The following is a 21613-nucleotide window of genomic DNA, read 5'->3' on the forward strand; positions in this document are numbered from 1 at the left end:
GGGGTGGTGCGACCGCCTGCAAGTGTTCGAGGGGGCGCGGTGAGTATTGACGACGAGACGGGCGCGGGCCCTGGTTTCGAGCGCACCCCCCCGAACAACATCGAGGCGGAGCAGTCCGTCCTGGGCGGCATGCTGCTGTCCAAGGACGCCATCGCCGACGTCGTCGAGATCCTGCGGTCCGACGACTTCTACCGGCCCGCCCACCAGATGGTCTACGAGGTCATCACCGACCTCTACGGAAGGGGCGAGCCCGCCGACGCGGTCACCGTCTTCGACGAGCTGCAGAAGCGCGGCGAGATGGCCAGGGTGGGCGGGGCCGCCTACCTCCACACCCTCACGGCCGTCGTCCCCACCGCGGCCAACGCCGGCTACTACGCCAAGATCGTCAGGGAGCAGGCCATCCTGCGCCGCCTCATCGAGGCCGGCACCCGCATCGTCTCCTTCGGCTACGGCGGGCAGAACGAAGAGGTCGACGACCTCGTCGACCGCGCCCAGGCGGAGATCTACAAGGTCACCGAGCGCCGCACCTCGGAGGACTACGCGCCCCTGGCCGACATCATGCCCGGCGCCCTCGACGAGCTGGAGGCCATCGGCAGCCGCGGCGGCCAGATGGTCGGCGTGCCGACCGGCTTCCAGGACCTCGACCAGCTCACCAACGGCCTCCACCCGGGCCAGATGATCGTTGTGGCTGCCCGGCCTGCCATCGGTAAAAGCACGCTAGGTCTGGATTTCGCCCGGTCTGCGGCTATCAAGCATGGGATGACCACGGTCATCTTCTCGCTGGAGATGTCGCGCAACGAGATCACCATGCGTCTGCTGTCCGCCGAGGCCCGGGTCGCCCTCCACGCCATGCGCTCGGGCATGATGGGCGACGACGACTGGACGCGCCTGGCCCGGCGGATGAGCGAGGTGGCGGAGGCGCCGCTGTTCATCGACGACTCGCCCAACATGTCGATGATGGAGATCCGGGCCAAGTGCCGGCGGCTCAAGCAGCGTAACGACCTGCGGTTCGTCGTCATCGACTACCTCCAGCTGATGAGCTCGCCGAAGAAGACCGAGAGCCGGCAGAACGAGGTCTCGGAGATCTCCCGTGCGATCAAGCTGCTGGCCAAGGAGCTGGAGGTGCCGGTCATCGCGATCTCCCAGCTCAACCGTGGCCCGGAGCAGCGCACGGACAAGCGCCCCGCGGTGAGCGACCTGCGTGAGTCCGGGTCCATCGAGCAGGACGCCGACATGGTCATCCTGCTGCACCGGGAGGACGCGTACGAGCGGGAGTCACCGCGGGCGGGTGAGGCGGACCTGATCGTGGCCAAGCACCGTAACGGCCCCACGGCGACGGTGACGGTGGCATTCCAGGGCCACTACAGCCGGTTCGTGGACATGGCGCAGCACTGACGGGCGCGGCAGCGGCATGAAGCAGTCCGATCGCCGAAATGGCTTCTGGATTCGCTGCAATCAAGCCGCCTCGTCCGTGGAATCGGGAGCGAGAGCCAGTCGCACGCTGCCGGACTGGCCCTTCTCATCGGGGAAGACCCACTTCCGGAGCGCCCAGAAGCGGAACACCATGGCGATCAGCGTGCCGATGATCTGCGCGCTCATGAAGTCGGCGATCTCCTGGGTCACCAGGCTCGCATCCGGGGTCTCCAGGTGAAATACGTACCGGGAGATCCATAGCGGCGCGGAGCTGAGCACGAGACCGACACCACTGACCAGGAAGAACAGCGCCGCCTCGTGACGGCGCTCGCGGCCGCCCCTGGTCCGGAACGACCATTCGCGGTTCAACACGTAGGACACGATCGTCGCCACGAGCACCGCGATGATCTTCGCGGTCACCGGCTTCGGTTCCAAAATGGTCAGCTTCAACCCGTAGAACACCGTGTTGTCCACTAAGAACGTTGTTCCACCCACCACCGCGAACTTCAGCAGTTCACGGTGCTTCAACGCAAGTGCGTGCAGTGGTTCCGGCAATCTTGCGAGTACTGCTTTTGCTATTCGGAGCACCCTCGATCTTCTCACCGGTCGAACACCCTGGTAACAAATCAAGTTCCCCGGACCCTACAACCTGTGGGCGCTGGCCTGCAGCGTGTAGAGGCCGGCGTCCTGACGGTCCTGCGCCGGCTGCGTGACCACGGAGGCCCCGCCCTGCTCCCGGAGTGACGGTCACGGGCGGAGCACGGCGGCGTGGGCGCGGGCGAAGTCGGCGAACGACCGGGCCGGCCGTCCCATCACCTTCTCGAAGTCCGGCGTCGTGTAGTCACCCCACCCCGCCGAGTACGCCGTCAGGTACTCCTTGGTGACCGCCGCGATCCACGGGGACAGCCCGGCGTCCACCATCGACCGTCGAACGTCGTCCGGCGCCATCGGCTGATAGGCGATCGGAGTGCCGTACACCTCGCCCAGCACGGCGGCCACGTCCCGCAGTGAGACGCCGGCCGGGCCCGTGAGAGTGTAGGTGCTGCCCCTGTGCTGTGCGGGAGCGCGCAGGACCGCGGCGGCGAAGTCGCCGATGTCGCGTACGTCGATCATGCCGAGCCGCCCCTCGCCGAGCCCGCCGTACAAGGTGTCGCCGTTGACCGAGCCGAAAAGGTTCTGCATGAAGAAGGCCGGGCGGATGACGGTCCAGTCGAGGCCCGAGGCCGCGAGCTCGGCGTCCGACAGGGCGTGCAGGCGGCCGTTGCGGGTCGGCGCGTCGTGGGCCGCGCCGATGGCCGACATGCGTACGACGTGGCTCACGCCGGCCTGCCGGGCGGCCCAGACGGCGTTCATGCTCGCGTGCGGCGCCTGCGGGCCCATGGCGGTCAGCAGCCACAACGTGTCCACGCCCTGGAAGGCCTGGTCGAGCGTGGCGGGGTCGTCCAGATCGCCGACCGTGACCGCCACCCCCGCCGGCGCCTTGGCCGCGTCACGCACGAGGACCCGCACGTCCCCTATGCCGGACAGGGTGCCGGACAGGGAGCGGAGGACAGCGCTGGAAACGGTGCCGTTGGCACCCGTGATCAAGATGCTCATGCCGTCGACGATATAGTAAGATTCAGTGACAATCAAGATTGGTGACTAAATGGAGGGCGTGACCGTGCGCAGGAGCCGGCGCAAGCAGGAAGAGCCCGATCTCGGCATCCTGTCCAGCAGGACTCTTTTCAGCCTGCAGCGGCAGCTGTTCGAGACGCTGGCCCAGCAGGGCCATCCCGGGCTCAGGCCCCGGCACGGGGCGGTGCTGGCGTACCTGGACGAGGAGGGCAGCAGGGCCACGGACCTGGCCGCGCAGTCGGGCCAGCACAAGCAGGTGATCGGCACGCTGGTGGACGAGCTGGTCGAGCTGGGCTACGTGGAGCGCCAGCCGGACCCGGCCGACCGGCGGGCCAAGCTGATCGTGCCCACCGAGAAGGGCCGCGATCACATGGTCAAGTCGGACGCCATCCTCGCCGCCATGGAGGCGGAGCATGCCGAGGCCGTGGGCGAGGAGGCGTACACGGAGTTCAAGAGGGTGTTCAAGCTGGTCGCCGAGCGCCAGACCGGCGGCTCAGCCCTGGCGGAGTGACATGACGAGGTAGCGGAAGGCGGGCTCGGCGTCGCCGGGCACGTCCTGGATCAGGGCGGGCCTGGTCGGCGACTCCATGTTGATGCGGGCCAGCTCGCTCTCGATCCCGGTCAGCCCGTCGAGCAGGAACTGCGACTGGAAGGCGATCTGGATGTCGTCGCCGCGCAGCTCGCAGTCGACCACCTCGGCGCCGCGCCCGATGTCGCCGCCGCCCGCCTGGATGAGCACCTGCCCCTGGCTGAACGACAGCCGGATCGCGGTGTTGCGCTCGGCCACCAGGGCGACCCGCTTGATGGCGTTGACGAACGGCGCCACCGCCACGTCGGCCCTGATCGACCAGTCGGAGGTCAGCCGGGCGCGATAGTCGATGAACTGCTCGTCGAGCAGCCGCACGGTCGTGCTCCGCCCGACGCTCTCGAACCCCGCCACCCCGTCGCCCATCGCGATCGACACCTCGCCGCCGCGCAGCGACTTGGCCACCTCGACCAGCACCTTCGCCGGGACCATGGCCGAGACCGCGAGGTCGGGGCCGGCCGGGCGCCAGGCGAAGTCGCGGGCGGCGATGCGGTAGCGGTCGGTCGCCGCCATGGCCACGGACTCGCCCTCGATGTCGACCCTGATGCCAGTGAGCATGGGCAGCGTGTCGTCGCGGCTGGCGGCGGGCGCGACCTGGCCGACCGCCGAGGCGAACACGCCGCCGCCGACGGCGCCGATGCTCGGCGGCATCGTGGGCATGGTCGGGAAGTCCTCGACCGGCATCGTGATCAGCCCGAACTCCGCGCTCCCGCAGGTCAGCACCGCCTCGGCGCCCTCGGTGACGATCTCCACGTCGTCGGCGGGCAGGCTCCTGCTGATCTCGGCCAGCAGCCGACCGGGAATCAGCACGCTGCCCGTCTCGGCCACGTCGGCGTCGACCGAGGCCCTGGCCGAGACGTCGTAGTCGAACGCGGACAGGACCAGCTCGTCGCTCGCCTCCAGCAGCAGCCCGGACAGGACGGGCACCACGGGGCGGGAGGGCAGGACTCGGGCAGCCCACGCCACCGCATCTGCCAGAACATCGCGGTTAACCCGGATTTTCACCTGCTACCACCCCTTCGTCGCCATGCCCTTATGAAAATAGCCGGTGCGACCGACAAGTCGGGGCAGTCTCCGGATGGCCAACCCCAGGTGGAGGGTTCCTAGCGGCTGTTGAGATAGGCGAGGACGGCCAGCACGCGGCGGTTGTCGTCATCCGACGGCGCGAGCCCCAGCTTGGCGAAAATGGAGGCCGTGTGCTTGGCCACGGCGCTCTCGCTCAGATAGAGCCGCTGGCAGATGGCCGTGTTGGAGCGTCCTTCCGCCATGGCCTCCAGCACCTCCCGCTCGCGCGGCGTGAGCGCGGCCAGCGGCTCGTGCCTGGCGTTGCTGGCCAGCAGCTTGGCGATGACCTCGGGATCCATGGCCGTGCCGCCCTCGGCGACCCTGCGTACGGCGTCGATGAACTGCTCGGCGTTGAAGACCCGGTCCTTGAGCAGATAGCCGATCGCGCCCGAGCCGTCGGCCAGCAGCTCGCGCGCGTAGAGCTGCTCGACGTGCTGGGACAGCACGAGGACGGGCAGCCCGGGCACCTGCTTCCTGGCCGCGAGCGCCGCCTGCAGCCCCTCGTCCGTGAACGTGGGCGGCAGCCGCACGTCCACGATCGAGACGTCGGGCCGCAGCTCCAGCAGGCCCCGCAGCAGCTCGGGCCCGCTCTCCACGGCCGCCACGACCGAGAAGCCATGGGCCTGGAGCAGGTGCACCAGCCCGTCTCTGAGCAGGTAGAGGTCCTCGGCGACGAGTACGCGGTTCTTCATCAGCACCAGGGTTTGATCGGCGTGGCACGCGCGACCCAGAGGTCGCGGTTGTGGTTGGAGGGTATCCAGATGGCCAGGATGTGCATGCACAGGCCCAGGGTGATCATGCCGAGGATGACCGGCCACTGCCAGGGCCCGGGCAGGTACAGGGCGAGGAACCAGCTCTTCTCCTCGACGCCGATCGTCTTCATGACGCCGGCCACGATGCCCTGAGGGAAGGTCGGGCACCAGGCCGTGGCCCAGAGGAACACGACGATGGCCGCCTTCCAGCGCGGCAGCCGGGGCAGGCTGCCCGCCCAGTGCTCGGGCAGCACCCGGGGCAGCTCCATCGCCACGGTGGTGGGGCCGCCCGGCGGGCTGTTCAGGGCGAGCAGCCCGTCGAAGGCGGCCAGTCGCCGCTCGATCCCGGACAGGCCGCTGCCCTTGGCCGGGTCGGCGCCGCCCAGGCCGTCGTCGGTGACCGTGACCCGCAGGTTGGGGCCGTCGGTGCTGAGGTCCACCGTCACCGCGTGCGCGTCGCCGTGCCGGGCGGCGTTGGAGAGCAGCTCGCTGACCGCGAAGTACACCGCCGCCTCCACCGGCGCCTCCGGCCGGTGCGGCAGGTCGACGTCCACCGTGACCTGCAACGGGCTGTCCATGGCCAGCGCGCGTACGGCGTCGGCCAGCCCGCGCTCGGCCAGCACCGGAGGGTGGATGCCGCGGATGACCCGGCGCAGCTCGGTCAGCGTCTCGGAAGAGGTGTCCCGGGCCTTCGACAGCAGCGCCTTGGCCGCCGCGGGATCGTCGTCGACGAGCTGTTCGACCGCGCCCAGCGTCATGCCGATCGCCACCAGCCGGGCCTGCGTGCCGTCGTGCAGGTCCCGCTCGATCCGGCGCATCTCGGCCGCCTGCGAGTCGGCGGCCAGGTTACGCGTCCGCTTGAGGTGGCTCACCTGGCTCGCCAGGCGGCTGGCGACGGTCGCGCGGAGCATCAGGTCGCTCCAGAGGGCGTAGATCCGCAGGCCACGCTCGGGGAGCGTGACGAACACCGGCAGCAGCGCCGCCTTCACCACCGGTTCGAGCACCAGCCAGATCATGTCGCGCCAGGTCGCCGGGTCGGAGGTCAGCCACTTCCACCGGTTGTTCCACGCGGGGATCCGCGGCGTCTTGTAGAGGGTCCGGTCGGAGCGGTAGAGGCCGTCCGCCTGCGGCTCCGGCGGCGGGGGCTTGGGCAGGTACGGGGACTCGATGCGGACATCGGCCCAGCTCCGCATCAGCCGCCGGTTGAGCTCGGCCAGCCTCCTGACCAGCTGGACCTGAGGCGAATACAGGAACACCATGCCCATCCCGAACGACAGCAGCAGCATGGTGAGGCTGAGCACGATCGCCGGCACCTCGACGAGGAGGAGCGCGAGCAGCGCCGCGGCCTGACCGAACCTTCGGAGCAGCATGCCCCCAGTCTGGTCCAACGGGCGCGACCGGACCATTGCACCTAGGTACACCCTTGCCCGACATCCAGCCGGATTCCCCGGCGAAGGCCGTGTTCCTAGCGTCGTCTGCATGAAGGTCATCGAAGTCAGGAACCTGCGCAAGCAATACCCGAACCACCTGGCGGTCGACGACGTGTCGTTCGAGGTCGCGGAGGGTGAGATCTTCGGCATCCTCGGCCCGAACGGCGCGGGCAAGACCACCACTGTCGAGTGCGTGGCCGGCCTGCGCGTGCCCGACGGCGGCACCGTACGGGTGGCCGGGCTGGACCCGCAGCTCAACAGGGGCGAGCTGCGACACGTGCTGGGCATGCAGCTGCAGAGCGCGGCGCTGCCCGAGAAGATCAAGGTGTGGGAGGCCATGGACCTGTACGCCTCCTTCTACCCCGACCCCGCCGACTGGTCCGAGCTGCTCGAACGGGTCGGCCTCGGCGGCAAGCGCGACACGGCGTTCAAGAAGCTCTCCGGCGGGCAGCGCCAGCGGCTCTCGGTCGCGCTGGCCCTGGTCGGCAGGCCGCGCGTGGCGGTGCTGGACGAACTGACCACCGGGCTCGACCCGCAGGCCCGCAGGGACACCTGGGAGCTGGTCGAGCAGGTACGCGACTCCGGCGTGACGATCGTGCTCGTCACCCACTTCATGGAGGAGGCCGAGCGGCTCTGCGACCGGCTCGCGCTCATCGACGCGGGCAAGGTGGCGGCCACGGACACGCCTGCCGGGCTCATCGCGCAGGTGGGCGGGGAGCAGCGGCTGAGGTTCCGGCCGTCGGCTCCCGTCGACGACGCGGTGCTCCTGGCGCTGCCGGAGGTACGCGAGGTCACGAGGAGCGGCGAGCAGCTCGTGGTGAGCGGCACGGGCAACCTCGCGCCGGCGGTCACGCTCGCCCTGGCCCAGCACGGGGTCGTTCCAGGAGACCTGCGGATCGAGCAGACCACGCTCGACGACGCGTTCCTCGCACTCACCGGAAGGAAGCTGTCATGAAGCTGCTCCTCGTGGAGACCAAGCTGCACCTGCGCGAATGGCCGTTCCTGCTCTTCACGATCGGGCTGCCGGTCGCGCTCCTGCTCGTGCTGGGCCTCAGCATCCCGGACATGACCCGGCCCGGGGCGTCGGGGGAGCGGGCCGTGGACACGCAGATGCCGAGCCTGATGACGCTGCTCTCGCTGCTGACCCTGGCCTGCAGCGTGGTGCCCGCGGTGATGACCGGCTACCGCGAGCAAGGGGTGCTCAGGCGGATGTCCACCACGCCCGTGCACCCGGCACGGCTGCTGGGGGTGCAGCTCCTGATCAACCTGGTGGTCGGAGCGGTCACCACGGCCCTGCTGATCGTGACGGGCTCGCTCGTGTTCGGGTCGGCGGCGCCGCGGCAGTGGGTGGGATTCATCCTGGTCTTCCTGCTCGGCAGCGCCGCGTTGCAGGCCATCGGGCTGGTGATCGCCGCGCTGGCGCCCAACGCGAAGGTCGCGCCGGGGATCGGGTCCGCGGTGATGTTCCCGCTGATGTTCCTGGGGGGCATGTGGGTGCCGCGCGACCTCATGCCGGACGCGCTGCGGACGGTCAGCGACTACTCCGTCGCGGGGCCGTTCGCCCAGGCGCTCAAGGACACCTGGGCGGGCCACGCGCCGCAGACCGCGCACCTCGTGGTGGTGGGCGCCGGGCTGCTGATCTTCAGCGGGCTGGCCGTGCGGCTGTTCAGGTGGGAGTGAGGCTAGCGCCCGGCCCAGACCGGGCGCGCGCCGGTGACGTTGGTCATCAGGGAGTAGAGCGAGGACGAGGCCGTGATGAACATCCGGTTGCGCTTGAGCCCGCCGAACACCAGGTTGGCCGTGGGCTCAGGGAGCTTCAGCCGGCCGATCAGCGTGCCGTCCGGGTCGTAGCAGAGCAGCGCCCTGCCTGCCGCGGCCCAGACGCGGCCCGTGTCGTCGAGCCGCAGGCCGTCGAAGATGTCCTGCTCCGTCCCCTCGGCGAAGACCTTGCCGCCCGCGAGCGTGCCGTCCTCGCGCACCTCGAACACGCGCAGGTGCTTCATCCGCGTGTCGGCGACGTAGAGCCGGCTCTCGTCGAGCGAGAACGCCAGGCCGTTGGGGCGGGCGAAGTCGTCGGCCACGACACGGACCTCGCCCGTCACCGGGTCGGCGCGGTAGACGTGACAGCCGTCGATCTCCTGCGCGGCGGCGTAGCCCTCGTAGTTGCTGAGGATCCCGTACGGCGGGTCGGTGAACCAGATCGACCCGTCGGAGCGGACCACGACGTCGTTGGGGCTGTTGAGCCGCTTGCCCTCCCAGCGGTCGGCGATGACCGTGATCGAGCCGTCGTGCTCGGTGCGGGTGACGCGGCGGTTGCCGTGTTCGCAGGAGATCAGACGGCCCTCGCGGTCGAGGGTGTTGCCGTTGGTGTAGCCGGACGGCTGGCGGAACAGGCCGACCGCGCCCGTCATCTCGTCCCAGCGCAGCATCCGCTCGTTGGGGATGTCGCTCCAGACCAGGAACCGGCCGGCCGGGAAGTAAACAGGGCCCTCCGCCCAGCGGGTGCCGGTGTGGAGGCGTTCGACATAGTCGTCTCCGCCTACCGCGGCGAACCGCTCGTCGAGCACCTCGAACTCAGTGGGGATCGTGTCCGTCATGCCGTCCACAATATGCTGTTCGACATCTCAGGCATATCACTGGATAGCATTCGGTTGTGGATGATATCGACAGGATGCTGATCGGCCTGCTGCAGGAGGACGCGACGCGGTCGTACGCGGTGCTGGGCAAGGCGGTGGGGCTGTCCAGCGGGGCCGCGCACGAACGGGTGCGCAAGCTGCGCGAGCGCGGGGTGATCAGGCGGACGACGATCGAGGTGGACCAGGCGGCGCTCGGGCGTGCGGTGACGGCGTACGTGCTGGTGGACGGGAGCACCTGGATGGGCGACAGCGCCGAGCGGCTGGCGGCGATCCCGGAGGTCGAGGAGGCGCACGTCATCGCGGGTCCCGCGTCGGTGCTGCTCAAGGTCCGTACGGCCGGGACGGTGGAGCTGCAGGACGTGCTGCGCCGGGTGTTCGGGGTGGACGGGGTCACCGGGACGCAGACCATCGTGGTCCTCGAGACCCTGTTCGAGCGAACCCTCAAGTAATCTCCAGGTATGACGAAGGTCGCCTGGAACACCAAAGAGCTCACCGTCGGCGAGCTCGCCGAGCGCAGCGGGGTCGCCGTGTCCGCCCTGCACTTCTACGAGACCAAGGGCCTGATCAAGAGCCGCCGTACGGCCGGCAACCAGCGCCGGTACACCCGCGACAGCCTGCGCAGGGTCGCGTTCATCAGGCTGGCCCAGCGCATCGGCATCCCCCTGAAGACCATCAAGGACGCCCTCGCCGAACTGCCGGACGAGCGCACGCCCAACCGGGACGACTGGGCCCGGCTGTCGGCCGCCTGGCGCGGGGAGCTGGACGACCGGATCGAGCAGCTTCAGCGGCTGCGCGACGATCTCACGGACTGCATCGGGTGCGGCTGCCTGTCGCTCGACCGGTGCCCGGTGGCCAACCCCCACGACCGGCTCGGCGACGAGGGCCCGGGCGCGCGCCGCATCGACACCCGCCTCTGCCCCCCACCCCAGTCCTGCGCCCCTTCACCCGGCTGCGCCCCCTTCACGGAAACGCCCCTCCCCACGGCCTCCTGACGCTCCACCCCGGGGCTGGCCCTCGCCGTCGTCATGGTCGAGCCCGGCCCTCACCCGAAGGACCCTTCGGTCGCGACGGGCTCCACGGCGGCCGAGTCCTCCTAACGCAAAAGGACCCCAGCCGAAGTGCGGTGGCGCGCTTCGGCTGAGGTCCTGAGCTCTCTCAGCGGGCGGGCTTGGCCGGCGGGACGATGAGCGTAGGCCGGTGCGCGTGATGGAGCACGTGGTTGGACACGCTCCCCAGCAGCACCGACCGCACCCCCGCCAACCCCCGCGACCCCGTGACGATCAGCGAGGCATCCACCTCATCCGCCACATCGACAATCGTCTTCCAGATCGACTCGTTGTCAGCCACCGCCCGATAGGTGACGTCCGAGAGCCCGGCCGCGATGGCCAGCTCGGCCCCCTCCCGGGCATGCTGCTCCGCCTGCGCGTGCGACTCGTCCTCGGTGCTCTGGTCGAGGGCACCCGCGGCCAGCGGATACTTCTTGAGCTGCACGAGCAGCGGCTCCCACACCGTGACGACGACGGTGGGCTCGGCGGCGAGATGCTTGGCCGCGAACTCGATCGCGGTCCGCGAGTCGGCCGAGCCGTCGTAGGCGACAAGGATGGTCATGGCGTTCTTCCTTTCGCTTCACTCTTCTGCTAAAGCACCGAAGCGATCAGGCGCCATTCCAGAGCCGGCTGTCTCCTTTGTCACACCCCGGGGAAGGGGTCAGGACTCGGTGAGGGCGATGAGGATGTGTTCCATGCAGGCGTGCCCCGCCCGCTCGGCCGCCGCCGCGTCCCCCGCCGCGATGGCGCGGGCGATGGCGTCGTGGGGGATGTAGCTCTTGTCGAGCGAGGTTCCCGCGGCCGTGATGCTGGCGCGCAGAGCCGCCGAGAAGTCCTCGTACAGGTCGATCAGCACCAGGTTGTGCGTCGCGTGCGCCACGGCCATGTGGAAGGCCAGGTCGGCCTCGACGAAGTAGTCGGGGTCGTCCAGCTCCCAAGCCCGGTCCCGCTCGGCCAGGGCCGCCTCGATGCGCTTGATGTCGTCGTCCGTGCGCCGGGTGGCGGCCAGGCGCGCGGACTCGACCTCCAGCGCACGACGTACCTCGAGGATCTCGAGCTGCTCGGCCTGCTTGAGCCGCCGCAGCATCGCGCCGGACAGCTCGCTGGTCGCGCGGACGTAAGTGCCGTCCCCCTGACGGCACTCGAGCAGCCCGGCGTGCGTGAGCGCGCGTACGGCCTCCCGAACGGTGTTGCGACCCACCCCGAGCTGCTCGGCGAGCACGGTCTCGGTCGGGATCTTGCCGTTCATCGGCCACGACCCTGAGGTGATCTGCTCCTTGAGCTGATCGATCACCTGGTCGACGAGCGAGGCCCGCTGCGCCGTACGCAGACTCACAGTCCGCCTCCTCCGGGGAAACCAATCATCCTATGAGTCAATGACTGGTAGACCCTAATTATTCCAGACTCAAAACGCCAAATCTGGAGCTCCTGGAGGATCAGCGCGAAACTGTGGCGTCGACGGTCACCCCCGCCATGGCCGAACGGACTCCAGCGGCTTCGAGGGCCTTACGATATGCGGCGGTCTGTTGTGTTCTGGACCCGGCCCTGCCGTAGAGGTCGCCCAGCTCACGCCAGCAACGCGCGGCCTGCCGATCGGAGCCGAACACCGGCCGGTCGAGCGTGTCGAGCGCCCGGTGGGCGTCGCGCAGGTGCGCGGAGGCGTCGCCCCCCTCGTCGAACGCGACGGTGGCCAGCACGAGGTGGGCCTCGGCGGGCGTGGTGCCGGCGCGGTCGTGCGACAGGCTCAGAGCCGCGTTCGCCAGCTCGCTCGCCCGCGCCGAGGCGCCGGTCCGCAGCACGACCCGCGCGTGCACGATGAGGCTCTCGCCGTGCTCGCGCGCCGTACCGGGGAACGTGGCGAACGCCTCGGCGGCGGCCGAGATGAGGCGCTCGGCCTCGTCGGCCGGCACCGTGGTCAGCCTGGACCAGTGCATGGCGGTCCTGGCCAGCTGCAGCGACAGCCGGGCCTGACGGCCGGCCATGATGGCGTCGTCGGCGAGGCGCACGGCCAGCGCCGAGTCCTCGCCGGCAGCGGCGGCGGCGCTCGCGTGCCACAGCGCCTGGATCTCTCCGGAACGGTCCACAACTTGAGGAACGCCGGTCAGAGCCAGCACCCGCTGGACGTATCCCAGCTCGCGGGACTCGCTCTCGCGCTCGCTGCGCGCCTCGACCAGAGCGGCTGCCAGGTCGACGGCGATCTCGCCCTGCGTGATGGACAGCCGCTCGGCCTGCTGGAGGGCGGCGGTGGCCAGGTCGCGGGCCCGCAGGCGGTCGCCCGCCCGCTGGTAGCAGCGGCTCAGTGCGATCGTGAGCGGAAGGTCGGCCAGCCGCTCGGGGTGAGCCGCGGCCTCCCTGCGCAGGCGCTCGAACGCCTCCACCGCCTGGCCGAGGCGACCCTGGGCCTCGAGCGCGCGCGCCCTGCCGAACCGGGCGTGCGCGGTCAGCATGGCGTTTTCCTCGTCGGCCGCCTTCACGATCTCCGTGAAGCGGTCGGCGGCGACGGACGGGTCGCCATGCTGCAGCTCGAGCTCGGCGTGACGCAGGCCGAGCTCCGTGTCGATGCGCTGCCGAGGTTCGATCCCGTGAAGGAGGAACTCGGTCGTGCACCCCAGCCGCTCGGCCAGCAGCCGGGCCACGACAGGAGTCGGCGTGCGCTTGCCCGACTCAATGAGCGAGACATAACTGTCAGACAGGTCGGGTCCGGCCAGTTGGGCCTGGGACATCCGCCTGTTCAGCCGCAGTCCGCGGACGCGGTCACCGATGGTTCCCTGACTCGGCATCTCATCTCTCAAGGCGGGGAAGGGTCAACAACACGCAATGATTGCATGAAGTAGCCGAATCGGGTATCCCCGAGTGAAGAATTCCCCGCGAGGAGATTAATCGTCGCTCTCGTCCTTGCTGGGAAAAAGCATCCCGCAGACCTCGAGGTACAGCGTCTCGGGGTACGGAATGTACTCCACGGTCGAGAGTGCCTGGTCCTGACCTGCTGACTCGAGGATGAACTCACCGTAACCGAGCATGCGCCCAAGCAGACTTCTTTGGAAGCTCATGTCGGTGACCTTGCCCAAAGGCATCATCGCGACCTTACGGGTGATCAAGCCCGTTGTCAGCAGCATGCGCTTCGAAGTCACCACAAAGTAATCGACCGACCACTCCGCGACTTTCCACACGAAACGCACCAGAAGCAGGAGCCACAACCACCACACGACGACGAGCGCCGTGCCACCCTGATCGCTGCCTCCGAAGAACTTGCTGAGCAAGCCCGCGACGATCAGGCCGGCGAGCACCTCGGCAACCGGGCGTAGCAAGATCGCAGGGTGCCGCCGGACCATGATGAACTGTTGTTCTTGGGGGAGAAGGTATCGGTTGACCGACGACGGGGCGGAGTCCCCGTGGGTCACAAGTCTCATGACAGGCTGTTCACAAATTGAGCCAGCGAGTCGGCCGCGTTGAACACCGTGTCGAACGCTCCTCTCACCGCGTCCGCGGCGTCAGATGGTCGCGCGAACAGGTAGTACGCGACAAATGCGATACCACCGTATGTGAGGACTTTTTTGACCTGCACCGTCGCCTCCGTGCCCTTACCCACTCCACCCGCCCTATACATTACCCACCCGGATGCCCGGGTAAAGATGCCTTCGCGGGATAGTTTTGATCTTGTCAGCCGCGTTCGCTGGCCACCAGGGCCAGGACGTGAAGGTGCTTGCGTGCGATGCGCTCTACAAGGCTTGGATGGGCGTAACCGGTGACCTCCAGCGCGCCGTAGTGCGCAGCTTCAACGCAGCGCGTTACGGTGGTCGCGGCGTGGATGCCGGCGAACTCGTCGCACAGCACAGTTTCCACCTCCGCGTACGGAGCCGGCTCCGCCTCGCTGTGATCGCTCATCGTGCTCCCCCACGCGCATGCGGAAGTTGCCTTCCTGCCTCTTCGTACCCACGAAACAACAGTATGTAACGAAGAGATGACTGCGTGTGACGGGAAAGGTGCTTTTCAGCCGTCGTGGCGTCAGACCACGCCGTAGAGGCGGTCGCCCGCGTCGCCGAGGCCGGGCACGATGTAGCCGTTCTCGTTGAGCCGCTCGTCGAGCGCGGCGGTCACCACGCGGATGGGCTTGCCCGAGTTGGCGAACACCTTGTCCATGTACGCCAGGCCCTCGGGGGCGGCCAGCAGGCAGATGGCCGTGACGTCGACAGCGCCCCTGTCGAACAGGAACTGCACGGCCGCCGCCAGCGTGCCGCCGGTGGCCAGCATCGGGTCGACGACGTAGCACTGGCGCCCGGACAGGTCGTCGGGCAGCCGCGTGGCGTACGTCTCGGCCTGGAGGGTGGACTCGTTCCTGATCATGCCGAGGAACCCGACCTCGGCCGTGGGCAGCAGCCTGGTCATGCCGTCGAGCATGCCGAGCCCGGCGCGAAGGATGGGCACCACCAGGGGGTACGGCTTGGCCAGTCGCACGCCGTGGGCGGGGGCCACGGGCGTCGCAACCGTGACGTCGTTGATCCGCACGTCGCGGGTGGCCTCGTACGCGAGCAGCGTCACCAGCTCATCCGCGAGCCTGCGGAAGGTCGGCGAGTCGGTGCGGACATCGCGCAGCGTGGTGAGCTTGTGGGCCACGAGCGGATGGTCGACGACGAGGGTTTCCATAAACGGCAAGGCTATCCGCTGGCGAACGTGCATGGGGACCCCCGCCACCTGCGGTGGCCCCCTGACCGCGCCCACCCCCGGCGGCCCCTCAGGCCATGGGTTTTGATCACAATTTAGTCCGAGAGGCACACGCCTCGTGCGCGGGTCTGGAACGATTGGGTGCTGGTAATACCTGTCGTGTCAGAAGTCGGGTGGGGATGGCGATGGCAGACGAAGATGACGCTCTGGACTTCGCCATCGTGGTCTATCGCGAGGACGGGTGCTGGGATGCCGAGCTCCTGCCGGTCGTGCTCACGTCCGACCTGCAGGGGTTGATCCATGCCCTGCGGCAGCAGCCGAGCGAGAGCGGGACGATCGGACTGGTCGCCGTGGGTGACGAGTTCTTCGTGGCGCTGCGGGTCCTGGGCGAGCGGGTGGACGTGTTCCTGTCCGACATCGCGGCCTCCTGGGACTTCCCGCTGGCCCGCCAGGTTCTCGAGTACCTCGACGTGCCGGTGCCGGACGAGGAGGAGCTCGACGAGATCCTCCAGGACGAGGAGACCGTGCTCCCCGCCGGAGATCTGTCGATCTTCGCCGATCTCGGGTTGGACGAGATGGAGCTGGGCATCCTCTCCGGCGACATCGACTTGCTGCCCGAAGATGTGCTGTCCAGCATCGCCGCGCGGCTCGGCTTCTCCGAGCCGTTCGAGCGTGCCATCGAATCGGTCTTCGGCTGACCCCCTGGAGCTCGGACATGGCGTCCAACACCTTCTCTGCGGCTTTCGTCAGGACCTCGGACGGTTGGAGCGGCGCCGAGGTCGATCTGAGCGCGGCCGAGATCGTCGACGACCTCGGTGACGCGGTCACGGAGACGCTGAGCCTCTCCGGCGACGAGCTGGCCCTGCTCTGCGTCGAGGTCGAGGACGAGTGGTTCGCGATCGCCCGCTACCGGGGCGAGGAGGAGCCGCGCGTGTTCCTGTCGGACGCGCACGCGATCCTGTCCGACCCGCTCGGGGAGCTGTTCGCCGAGTTCGCCGGCGTGGCGCCCGACAAGGAGGCCAACGGCCTCGGCGTGCGCCCGGCCGGTGACTACGAGCTGCTGAGCGACCTCGGGGTCAGCTCCGAGGAGCTGCTGGAGCTGAGCATGGAGGAGGGCATGCTGCCGGCCGACATCCTGTCGGTGATCGCCGAGCGGCTGGCCTTCGCCGACGAGCTCGACCGGCTGCGGTGACCCGGCTCTCGCTGTGACGTACGAGGAGGCCATGCGCCTGGCGCTGGCGGAGGCGGACGCAGCGGGGTCCAGGGGAGAGATCCCCGTGGGCGCGGTGGTGCTCGACGCGCTCGGCGAGGTCCTGTCCGCGGCGGGCAACGACCGCGAGTCCTCCGCCGACCCGACGGCCCACGCCGAGGTTCTCGCGCTCCGGCAGGCGGCCGTGCGGCGCGGGCAGTGGCGGCTGGCCGGCTGCACGCTCGTGGTGACCCTGGAGCCCTGCACGATGTGCGCGGGCGCCGCTGTACTGGCCCGAGTCGACCGGATCGTGTACGGCGCGGTGGACGAGAAGGGCGGGGCCGTGGGCTCGCTCTGGGACGTCGTACGCGACCGCCGGCTCAACCATCGGCCCGAGGTCGTCATGGGAGTGTTGGCGGACGAGTGCTCGTCGGTACTAAAGCGGTTCTTCGCTACTCGCCGGATCCGGTAAGCTCATGCGCGGTGGTGTCGCCTAGTGGCCGAGGGCGCACGCCTCGAAAGCGTGTGATGGGGCAACTCATCCGTGGGTTCAAATCCCACCACCACCGCCACGAGAAGGGCCTCCGACCTACGGGTCGGGGGCCCTTCGTCATGAGGCGGGGCGCTCCCGAGCCTTTCCAACATCATTTATGGAGCGCATGCGAAAAGGGAGCCGCGAATCCCGCGGCTCCCTTTTCCTTTCTCAGTTGGGCAGCTCGAGGACCCTGGCGTGCAGGATCGATCTTTGGTGCAGGGCCGCGCGCAACGCGCGGTGCAGACCGTCCTCCAGATAGAGCTCGCCCTGCCACTGCACCACGTGCGGGAAAAGGTCGCCGTAGAAGGTGGAGTCGGCGGCGAGCAGCGAATGCAGGTCCAGTACGGCTTTCGTGGTGATCAACGAGTCGAGCCGGACCTGCCGTGGAGGGATCTGCGCCCACTCTCGGTTAGAGAGACCGTGGTCGGGATAAGGGCGTCCGTCGCCGACAAGCTTGAAGATCACCCCCCCGATTTTAGGAGAGAATCCGATTCCTTGCGTTGTCCGGGAGCATCAGCGCAGGTCGCCCGGTTCGCAGGAGTCGGCCGCGCCCTTTTCGTAGCCGCGTTGGAAGGCGTTGACGCGTTGCTTGGAGCTGCCGTGCGTGAACGATTCAGGATCGATTCTGCCTTGGGTGCGTTGCTGGATTCTGTCGTCGCCGACCGCCGCGGCGGCGTCCAGGGCCTCGGAGATATCCGTCCGGGTGAACGGCTTCTCGTAGAAGCCGGTCTTGACCGCGTTGTGCGCCCAGACGCCGGCGTAGCAGTCCGCCTGGAGTTCGGTGGAGACGGAGGAGCCGCCCGTGTCGAGCGCGCCGAGCAGGTCCTGCACGTGGTGGCCGTACTCGTGGGCGATCACGTACGCCTGCGCGAACGGCCCGCCCTTGGCGCCGAACTGGGTGTGGAGCTGGTCGAAGAAGCTCAGGTCGAGGTAGACGCGCTGGTCGCCGGGGCAGTAGAAGGGGCCGACCGCCGAGCTGGCCGTGCCGCAGCCCGTACGTAAGCGACCGGAGTAGAGGATGGTCTTCGCCGCCCGATATCCCGAAATTTCCTGCTTCCAGTAGTCCTGGATGCTGTTGACCACACCCACCACCCGGCACCGCTCCGACTGGTCGGCGTCCTTGCCCGTCCGGCACTGCCCGGACAGGTTGGACGGGGACCGCCGCTGGGCGGGCTCGGCGCCGCCGCCACCGCCCACGTTGTTCAGCACGACGACCAGCACGAGCACGATCAGGCTGACGATGCCGCCACCACCGATGATCATGCCGCCGGGGAAGCCACCGCCACCACCGCCCGAATAACCGCCGCCGGCATCCTCGACCTGCGAGGAGTCGAGCTCGACGTCGTCCCTGAAGTCCATGCTGACGTCCCTTCCGGGGGTGCCGCCCGCATGACAGCTTCCCCACAGAGCCGTATCAAATACCTCCGGAGAACGTGTCGCACCGCTTGGGGTCCCCGCTGTCGTACCCGACGCTGAACCAGCTCTCCCGCTGCCGCGACGTGCCGTGGGTGAAGGCGTCGGGGGTCACCCGGCCCTGCGTGCGGCGCTGGATGCTGTCGTCGCCGACCGCCGCGGCCGCGCTGAGCGCCTGGTCGATGTCCGTCTGGGAGAACGGCTCCCGGAAGAAGCCGGTCTTGACCGCGTTGTGCGCCCAGACGCCCGCGTAGCAGTCGGCCTGCAGCTCCAGTCGCACCGACGGGCTGCCTGCGCCGGGCCTGCTGTCGGGGCCGACCCTGTTCATGGTGCCGAGCAGGTTCTGGACGTGGTGGCCGTACTCGTGGGCGACCACGTACGCCTGCGCGAACGGACCGCCTTCGGCGCCGAAGTCGCGCTGGAGCGTGTTGAAGAACGACAGGTCGAGGTAGACCTTGCGATCGACGGGGCAGTAGAACGGGCCCACGGCGGCGTCGGCCGTGCCGCAGCCGGTGTTGACCGCGTTGGAGAACAGCACGGTCCTGGCGGGCTTGTACGTGCGCCCGCGCTCCTGGAACGCCTGCCGCCAGTACGTCTGGATGCTGTTGACCGTGCCGACGACGCGGCAGTCCTCGGACTGCTCGGCATCGGCGCCGGTCCGGCACCGCGCCGCCAGGTTGCCGGTCTGGGCGGGCACGGCCGGGGCGCTCGGCTGCCGCCCGCCGCCCTGCGGCCCGCCTCCCTGGCCGCTGAACGGCGAGGGGATGACCCCGAACAGGAACAGCCCGGCCGCCGCCAGGATGAGCAGCAGGCAGCCGCCGCAGCCTCCTCGGCCGCCGATGGGCAGCATGCACCCGCCCGGCATCCCGCCCCCGCCCGGCTGCGGACCGGAGGCCCGTACGTCCTCGACCTGCGACGGATCGAGTTGCGCGTCGTCGTCGAACTGCATGCCTCCCTACTCCCCAGCAACGGGTCGAATACGCAGCGCGACAAACGGAGATGCGCGCGACCGGATATGTCCGCTAATCTGCCGATATGACGGCTGGCTTGATCGGAATCGCACTGGTGTCGCTGGGCATGGTTCTCACGCCCGGGCCGAACATGGTCTATCTGATCTCACGATCGATCTCCCAGGGCCGCCGGGCCGGCCTGATCTCCCTCACCGGCGTCTTCCTCGGCTTCACGCTCTACCTGACCGCGACGTGCCTGGGGCTGACGGCGGTCTTCGCGTACGTACCGGCCGCCTACACGGCACTCAAGCTCGCCGGCGCCGCGTACCTGCTCTGGCTGGCCTGGAACGCCGTCAAGCCGGGCGGCACCTCGGCCTTCCAGCCGCGCACGCTCACCCCCGAACCCCCGCGCAAGCTGTTCGGCATGGGCCTGCTGACCTGCCTGCTCAACCCCAAGATCGCCATCCTGTACCTGTCGCTGCTCCCGCAGTTCATCGACCCTTCGATGGGCCACGTACTGCTGCAGAGCCTGGCGCTCGGCTCGGTCCAGATCGTCGTCGCCACCACGGTCAACGGCCTGATCGCCATCTCGGCCGGCGCGCTGGCCGCCTTCCTGGGCAGCCGCCCCCTCTGGCTCCGCGTCCAGCGCTACGTCACCGGCACGATCCTCGGCGCCTTCGCCATCCACATGGCCACCGACCGATCGAAGGCCCTGGTGCCCGCCTAGTGTCGGCGCGGCTGACAACGGCGATCACCGGCTCATGAGCGAGCGGCCTCGGGAAGCGGGGCCGAGGCGGCCCGGGTTGCCGGGCGCATGGCCAGGACCAGTACGGCCATCCCGGCGAAGATGACCGTGGCGACACCGCCCGTGACGTGCAGGCCGGCCGTGAAGGCCTCCCGCGCGGCGTGCAGCAGTTCCGCCCCCTGGCTCGCGGGAAGGTGCCGGCTGGCGGCGACCGCACCGGCCAGCGAGTCGGACGTGCCGTCCATCCGGCTGCGGTAGACCACCGCGGCAACCACGCCGAGCAGCGCGAAGCCGAGCGAACCGCCGAAGTAGTTGCCGGTCTCCGACATCGACGCCGCCGAGCCGGCGCGCTCCGGCGGCACGGACCCGACGACCAGGCCGGTGCCCAGCGCGAACAGCGGGCCGGTGCCCAGCGCCAGTACGGTGATGCCGATCATCACCAGCGGCAGGGCGCTAGGACCGTCGACGGCGACCAGGAGCAGGCTGCCCAGCGCCGACCCCACCAGCCCGCCGGCGATCGCGGTCGTCTGCTTCATCCGCCGGGCCAGCGCCGGCGCGGCCATGGTGCCGACCGCCACGCCCAGGCCCATGGGCGCGAACAGCACCGCCGACGCGACCGGCGAGAAGCCCAGCACGCTCTGCAGGTACTGGGTCACCAGCAGGCCCGTGCCGGCCATGGCGATGCCGGCGAAGACCAGCGCGACGATCACGGCCGTGAGCGGCCGGTTGCGGAGCAGCCGCAGGTCCAGCAGCGGCGTCTCCAGCCGCAGCTGCCGGCGTACGAACAGCGATCCGACGACCGCGCCGACGACGAGGGCCGCCGCCGGCACGACCGGCACGCTCTCGACGGTCAACTGCTTGAGGCCGTAGACCATCAGAAGCACCGCCACGAGCGACAGTCCGACGCTGGCCAGGTCCAGCCGGCCGGCCCGGTCGCTGCGGAACTCCGGCAGCAGGACCGGCCCGGTGAGCAGCAGCAGCGCCATCGCCGGCACGGCGACCAGGAACACCGATCCCCACCAGAAGTGCTGGAGCAGGAATCCGGCGAGCACGGGTCCGAGCGCGCCGCCGGTGAACTGGCAGGTCGCCCAGATCGCGATGGCCTGCCCGCGCTGCCGTTCGTCGCGGAACATGTTGGTGATCAAGGCAAGCGTGGACGGTGCCAGGGTCGCGCCGGCGATGCCCAGGAGCGCACGTGCGACGATCAGCAGCAGCGGGCCGGCCGCGAAGGCGGCCACGACCGACAGCACCGCGAACGCCGCCGCGCCGATCATCAGCAGCCGCCGGCGGCCGATCCGGTCGCCGAGCGTCCCCATCGTGATGACCATGCCGGCCACCATGAACCCGTAGCTGTCACTGATCCACAGCTGCTCGACGTTGGTGGCACCCAGGTCGGCGCTCAGCTGGGGAAGCGCGAGGAGCAACGCCGTCATGTCCATCGCGACGAGCAATGTCGGCAGCATGAGGACGGCCAGTCCCAGCCATGCCCGGTTGACTCTCATATCCGGAACTCCCTGTTCTCTCGACGTTTCGCCGGTTGGTCGGAGCGGTCGAGAGTTTCTTGACATCGACACGGG

General features: G+C 69.2%; 27 protein-coding genes and 1 tRNA gene. 11 read left to right on the forward strand and 17 right to left on the reverse strand.

Going from position 1 to position 21613, the window contains the following annotated elements; translation table 11 throughout:
• Positions 1 to 39: 39 nt before the first annotated feature.
• The gene (gene dnaB, locus ACWDRB_RS24020) at positions 40 to 1395 is read left to right on the forward strand and encodes a replicative DNA helicase (protein ID WP_350724159.1); all 1356 of its coding nucleotides are present in this window, start codon (positions 40 to 42) and stop codon (positions 1393 to 1395) included.
• A 60-nt stretch (positions 1396 to 1455) separates the two neighbouring features.
• Here dnaB and ACWDRB_RS24025 read toward each other — a convergent pair whose 3' ends face one another.
• Positions 1456 to 1941: a GtrA family protein gene (locus ACWDRB_RS24025; protein ID WP_449897004.1), complete on the reverse strand. Its 486-nt coding sequence runs from the start codon at positions 1939 to 1941 to the stop codon at positions 1456 to 1458.
• Positions 1942 to 2160: 219 nt separating this feature from the next.
• A complete protein-coding gene (locus tag ACWDRB_RS24030; RefSeq protein WP_449897006.1) occupies positions 2161 to 3009 on the reverse strand; it encodes an SDR family oxidoreductase in 849 nt (282 codons plus the stop codon).
• 49 nt (positions 3010 to 3058) lie between these two features.
• Between ACWDRB_RS24030 and ACWDRB_RS24035 the strand changes: the two genes are divergently transcribed.
• A complete protein-coding gene (locus ACWDRB_RS24035) occupies positions 3059 to 3538 on the forward strand; it encodes a MarR family winged helix-turn-helix transcriptional regulator (protein WP_449897008.1) in 480 nt (159 codons plus the stop codon).
• On the opposite strand, the gene dnaN is transcribed toward ACWDRB_RS24035, so the two are convergent.
• The 3 genes from dnaN to ACWDRB_RS24050 form a co-directional block, all read right to left on the reverse strand.
• A complete protein-coding gene (dnaN, locus tag ACWDRB_RS24040; protein ID WP_397372212.1) occupies positions 3521 to 4618 on the reverse strand; it encodes a DNA polymerase III subunit beta in 1098 nt (365 codons plus the stop codon). The genes ACWDRB_RS24035 and dnaN overlap by 18 nt on opposite strands.
• Positions 4619 to 4716: 98 nt before the next feature.
• Complete coding sequence (locus ACWDRB_RS24045) at positions 4717 to 5370, reverse strand: response regulator transcription factor (RefSeq protein WP_350724149.1); 654 nt, start codon at positions 5368 to 5370, stop codon at positions 4717 to 4719.
• Complete coding sequence (locus ACWDRB_RS24050; RefSeq protein WP_449897011.1) at positions 5370 to 6800, reverse strand: sensor histidine kinase; 1431 nt, start codon at positions 6798 to 6800, stop codon at positions 5370 to 5372. Before ACWDRB_RS24050 ends, ACWDRB_RS24045 begins: the two co-directional genes overlap by 1 nt.
• 109 nt (positions 6801 to 6909) lie before the next feature.
• Here ACWDRB_RS24050 and ACWDRB_RS24055 point away from each other — a divergent pair, with 109 nt between their 5' ends.
• Both ACWDRB_RS24055 and ACWDRB_RS24060 read left to right on the forward strand, forming a co-directional pair.
• A complete protein-coding gene (locus ACWDRB_RS24055; protein ID WP_449897013.1) occupies positions 6910 to 7815 on the forward strand; it encodes an ABC transporter ATP-binding protein in 906 nt (301 codons plus the stop codon).
• Positions 7812 to 8540 carry an ABC transporter permease gene (locus ACWDRB_RS24060; RefSeq protein WP_355192933.1) on the forward strand — a complete coding sequence of 243 codons (729 nt, stop codon included), beginning with the start codon at positions 7812 to 7814 and terminating at the stop codon, positions 8538 to 8540. Before ACWDRB_RS24055 ends, ACWDRB_RS24060 begins: the two co-directional genes overlap by 4 nt.
• A 2-nt stretch (positions 8541 to 8542) precedes the next feature.
• Here the strand turns inward: ACWDRB_RS24060 and ACWDRB_RS24065 are convergent, their stop codons facing one another.
• The gene (locus tag ACWDRB_RS24065) at positions 8543 to 9457 is read right to left on the reverse strand and encodes an SMP-30/gluconolactonase/LRE family protein (protein WP_355192935.1); all 915 of its coding nucleotides are present in this window, start codon (positions 9455 to 9457) and stop codon (positions 8543 to 8545) included.
• 56 nt (positions 9458 to 9513) lie between these two features.
• On the opposite strand from ACWDRB_RS24065, the gene ACWDRB_RS24070 reads away from it, so the two are divergent.
• Entirely contained in the window at positions 9514 to 9945 is a 432-nt protein-coding gene (locus ACWDRB_RS24070; RefSeq protein ID WP_449897016.1) for an Lrp/AsnC family transcriptional regulator, read from the forward strand.
• 9 nt (positions 9946 to 9954) lie between these two features.
• Positions 9955 to 10488, forward strand: a complete 534-nt coding sequence (soxR, locus tag ACWDRB_RS24075; RefSeq protein WP_363978887.1) for a redox-sensitive transcriptional activator SoxR — start codon at positions 9955 to 9957, stop codon at positions 10486 to 10488.
• Positions 10489 to 10651: 163 nt separating this feature from the next.
• Here soxR and ACWDRB_RS24080 read toward each other — a convergent pair whose 3' ends face one another.
• The 7 genes from ACWDRB_RS24080 to upp all read right to left on the reverse strand — a co-directional run bounded on the left by ACWDRB_RS24080 (position 10652) and on the right by upp (position 15186).
• Positions 10652 to 11104, reverse strand: a complete 453-nt coding sequence (locus ACWDRB_RS24080) for a universal stress protein (protein WP_449897019.1) — start codon at positions 11102 to 11104, stop codon at positions 10652 to 10654.
• A gap of 99 nt (positions 11105 to 11203) precedes the next feature.
• Positions 11204 to 11878 carry a FadR/GntR family transcriptional regulator gene (locus ACWDRB_RS24085; RefSeq protein WP_350724133.1) on the reverse strand — a complete coding sequence of 225 codons (675 nt, stop codon included), beginning with the start codon at positions 11876 to 11878 and terminating at the stop codon, positions 11204 to 11206.
• A 100-nt stretch (positions 11879 to 11978) separates the two neighbouring features.
• Positions 11979 to 13322: a helix-turn-helix domain-containing protein gene (locus ACWDRB_RS24090; RefSeq protein ID WP_449897022.1), complete on the reverse strand. Its 1344-nt coding sequence runs from the start codon at positions 13320 to 13322 to the stop codon at positions 11979 to 11981.
• A gap of 96 nt (positions 13323 to 13418) precedes the next feature.
• A complete protein-coding gene (locus ACWDRB_RS24095) occupies positions 13419 to 13952 on the reverse strand; it encodes a PH domain-containing protein (protein ID WP_192788987.1) in 534 nt (177 codons plus the stop codon).
• Positions 13949 to 14131: a hypothetical protein gene (locus ACWDRB_RS24100; RefSeq protein WP_192794450.1), complete on the reverse strand. Its 183-nt coding sequence runs from the start codon at positions 14129 to 14131 to the stop codon at positions 13949 to 13951. Before ACWDRB_RS24100 ends, ACWDRB_RS24095 begins: the two co-directional genes overlap by 4 nt.
• A 71-nt stretch (positions 14132 to 14202) precedes the next feature.
• Entirely contained in the window at positions 14203 to 14427 is a 225-nt protein-coding gene (locus ACWDRB_RS24105) for a hypothetical protein (RefSeq protein WP_449897025.1), read from the reverse strand.
• Positions 14428 to 14547: 120 nt separating this feature from the next.
• On the reverse strand, positions 14548 to 15186 hold the full coding sequence (gene upp, locus ACWDRB_RS24110; RefSeq protein ID WP_449897027.1) for a uracil phosphoribosyltransferase: 639 nt from the start codon (positions 15184 to 15186) through the stop codon (positions 14548 to 14550).
• 203 nt (positions 15187 to 15389) lie between these two features.
• Between upp and ACWDRB_RS24115 the strand changes: the two genes are divergently transcribed.
• From ACWDRB_RS24115 to ACWDRB_RS24130, 4 genes are all read left to right on the forward strand, one after another.
• Positions 15390 to 15902 carry a tRNA adenosine deaminase-associated protein gene (locus tag ACWDRB_RS24115; protein WP_449897029.1) on the forward strand — a complete coding sequence of 171 codons (513 nt, stop codon included), beginning with the start codon at positions 15390 to 15392 and terminating at the stop codon, positions 15900 to 15902.
• Between the two features lie 17 nt (positions 15903 to 15919).
• Positions 15920 to 16396, forward strand: coding sequence for a tRNA adenosine deaminase-associated protein (locus ACWDRB_RS24120; RefSeq protein ID WP_350724125.1), 477 nt, complete (start codon positions 15920 to 15922; stop codon positions 16394 to 16396).
• A gap of 31 nt (positions 16397 to 16427) precedes the next feature.
• Complete coding sequence (gene tadA, locus ACWDRB_RS24125; RefSeq protein ID WP_350724347.1) at positions 16428 to 16865, forward strand: tRNA adenosine(34) deaminase TadA; 438 nt, start codon at positions 16428 to 16430, stop codon at positions 16863 to 16865.
• Between the two features lie 10 nt (positions 16866 to 16875).
• A tRNA-Ser gene (locus ACWDRB_RS24130) sits at positions 16876 to 16965 on the forward strand.
• A gap of 131 nt (positions 16966 to 17096) precedes the next feature.
• Here ACWDRB_RS24130 and ACWDRB_RS24135 read toward each other — a convergent pair.
• Genes ACWDRB_RS24135 through ypfJ (ACWDRB_RS24145) form a run of 3 tightly spaced genes read right to left on the reverse strand, consistent with a single transcriptional unit; the run spans position 17097 to position 19290 of the window.
• Complete coding sequence (locus tag ACWDRB_RS24135; RefSeq protein WP_185069514.1) at positions 17097 to 17393, reverse strand: type II toxin-antitoxin system VapB family antitoxin; 297 nt, start codon at positions 17391 to 17393, stop codon at positions 17097 to 17099.
• A 48-nt stretch (positions 17394 to 17441) separates the two neighbouring features.
• The gene (ypfJ, locus tag ACWDRB_RS24140) at positions 17442 to 18287 is read right to left on the reverse strand and encodes a KPN_02809 family neutral zinc metallopeptidase (protein WP_449897033.1); all 846 of its coding nucleotides are present in this window, start codon (positions 18285 to 18287) and stop codon (positions 17442 to 17444) included.
• Between the two features lie 55 nt (positions 18288 to 18342).
• Positions 18343 to 19290, reverse strand: a complete 948-nt coding sequence (gene ypfJ, locus ACWDRB_RS24145; RefSeq protein WP_449897035.1) for a KPN_02809 family neutral zinc metallopeptidase — start codon at positions 19288 to 19290, stop codon at positions 18343 to 18345.
• Between the two features lie 98 nt (positions 19291 to 19388).
• Here ypfJ (ACWDRB_RS24145) and ACWDRB_RS24150 point away from each other — a divergent pair, with 98 nt between their 5' ends.
• Positions 19389 to 20018: a LysE family translocator gene (locus ACWDRB_RS24150; RefSeq protein ID WP_449897037.1), complete on the forward strand. Its 630-nt coding sequence runs from the start codon at positions 19389 to 19391 to the stop codon at positions 20016 to 20018.
• Between the two features lie 32 nt (positions 20019 to 20050).
• Here ACWDRB_RS24150 and ACWDRB_RS24155 read toward each other — a convergent pair whose 3' ends face one another.
• Positions 20051 to 21538 carry an MFS transporter gene (locus tag ACWDRB_RS24155; protein ID WP_449897039.1) on the reverse strand — a complete coding sequence of 496 codons (1488 nt, stop codon included), beginning with the start codon at positions 21536 to 21538 and terminating at the stop codon, positions 20051 to 20053.
• Positions 21539 to 21613: the final 75 nt, after the last annotated feature.

The organism is Nonomuraea sp. NPDC003707, from assembly GCF_053587055.1.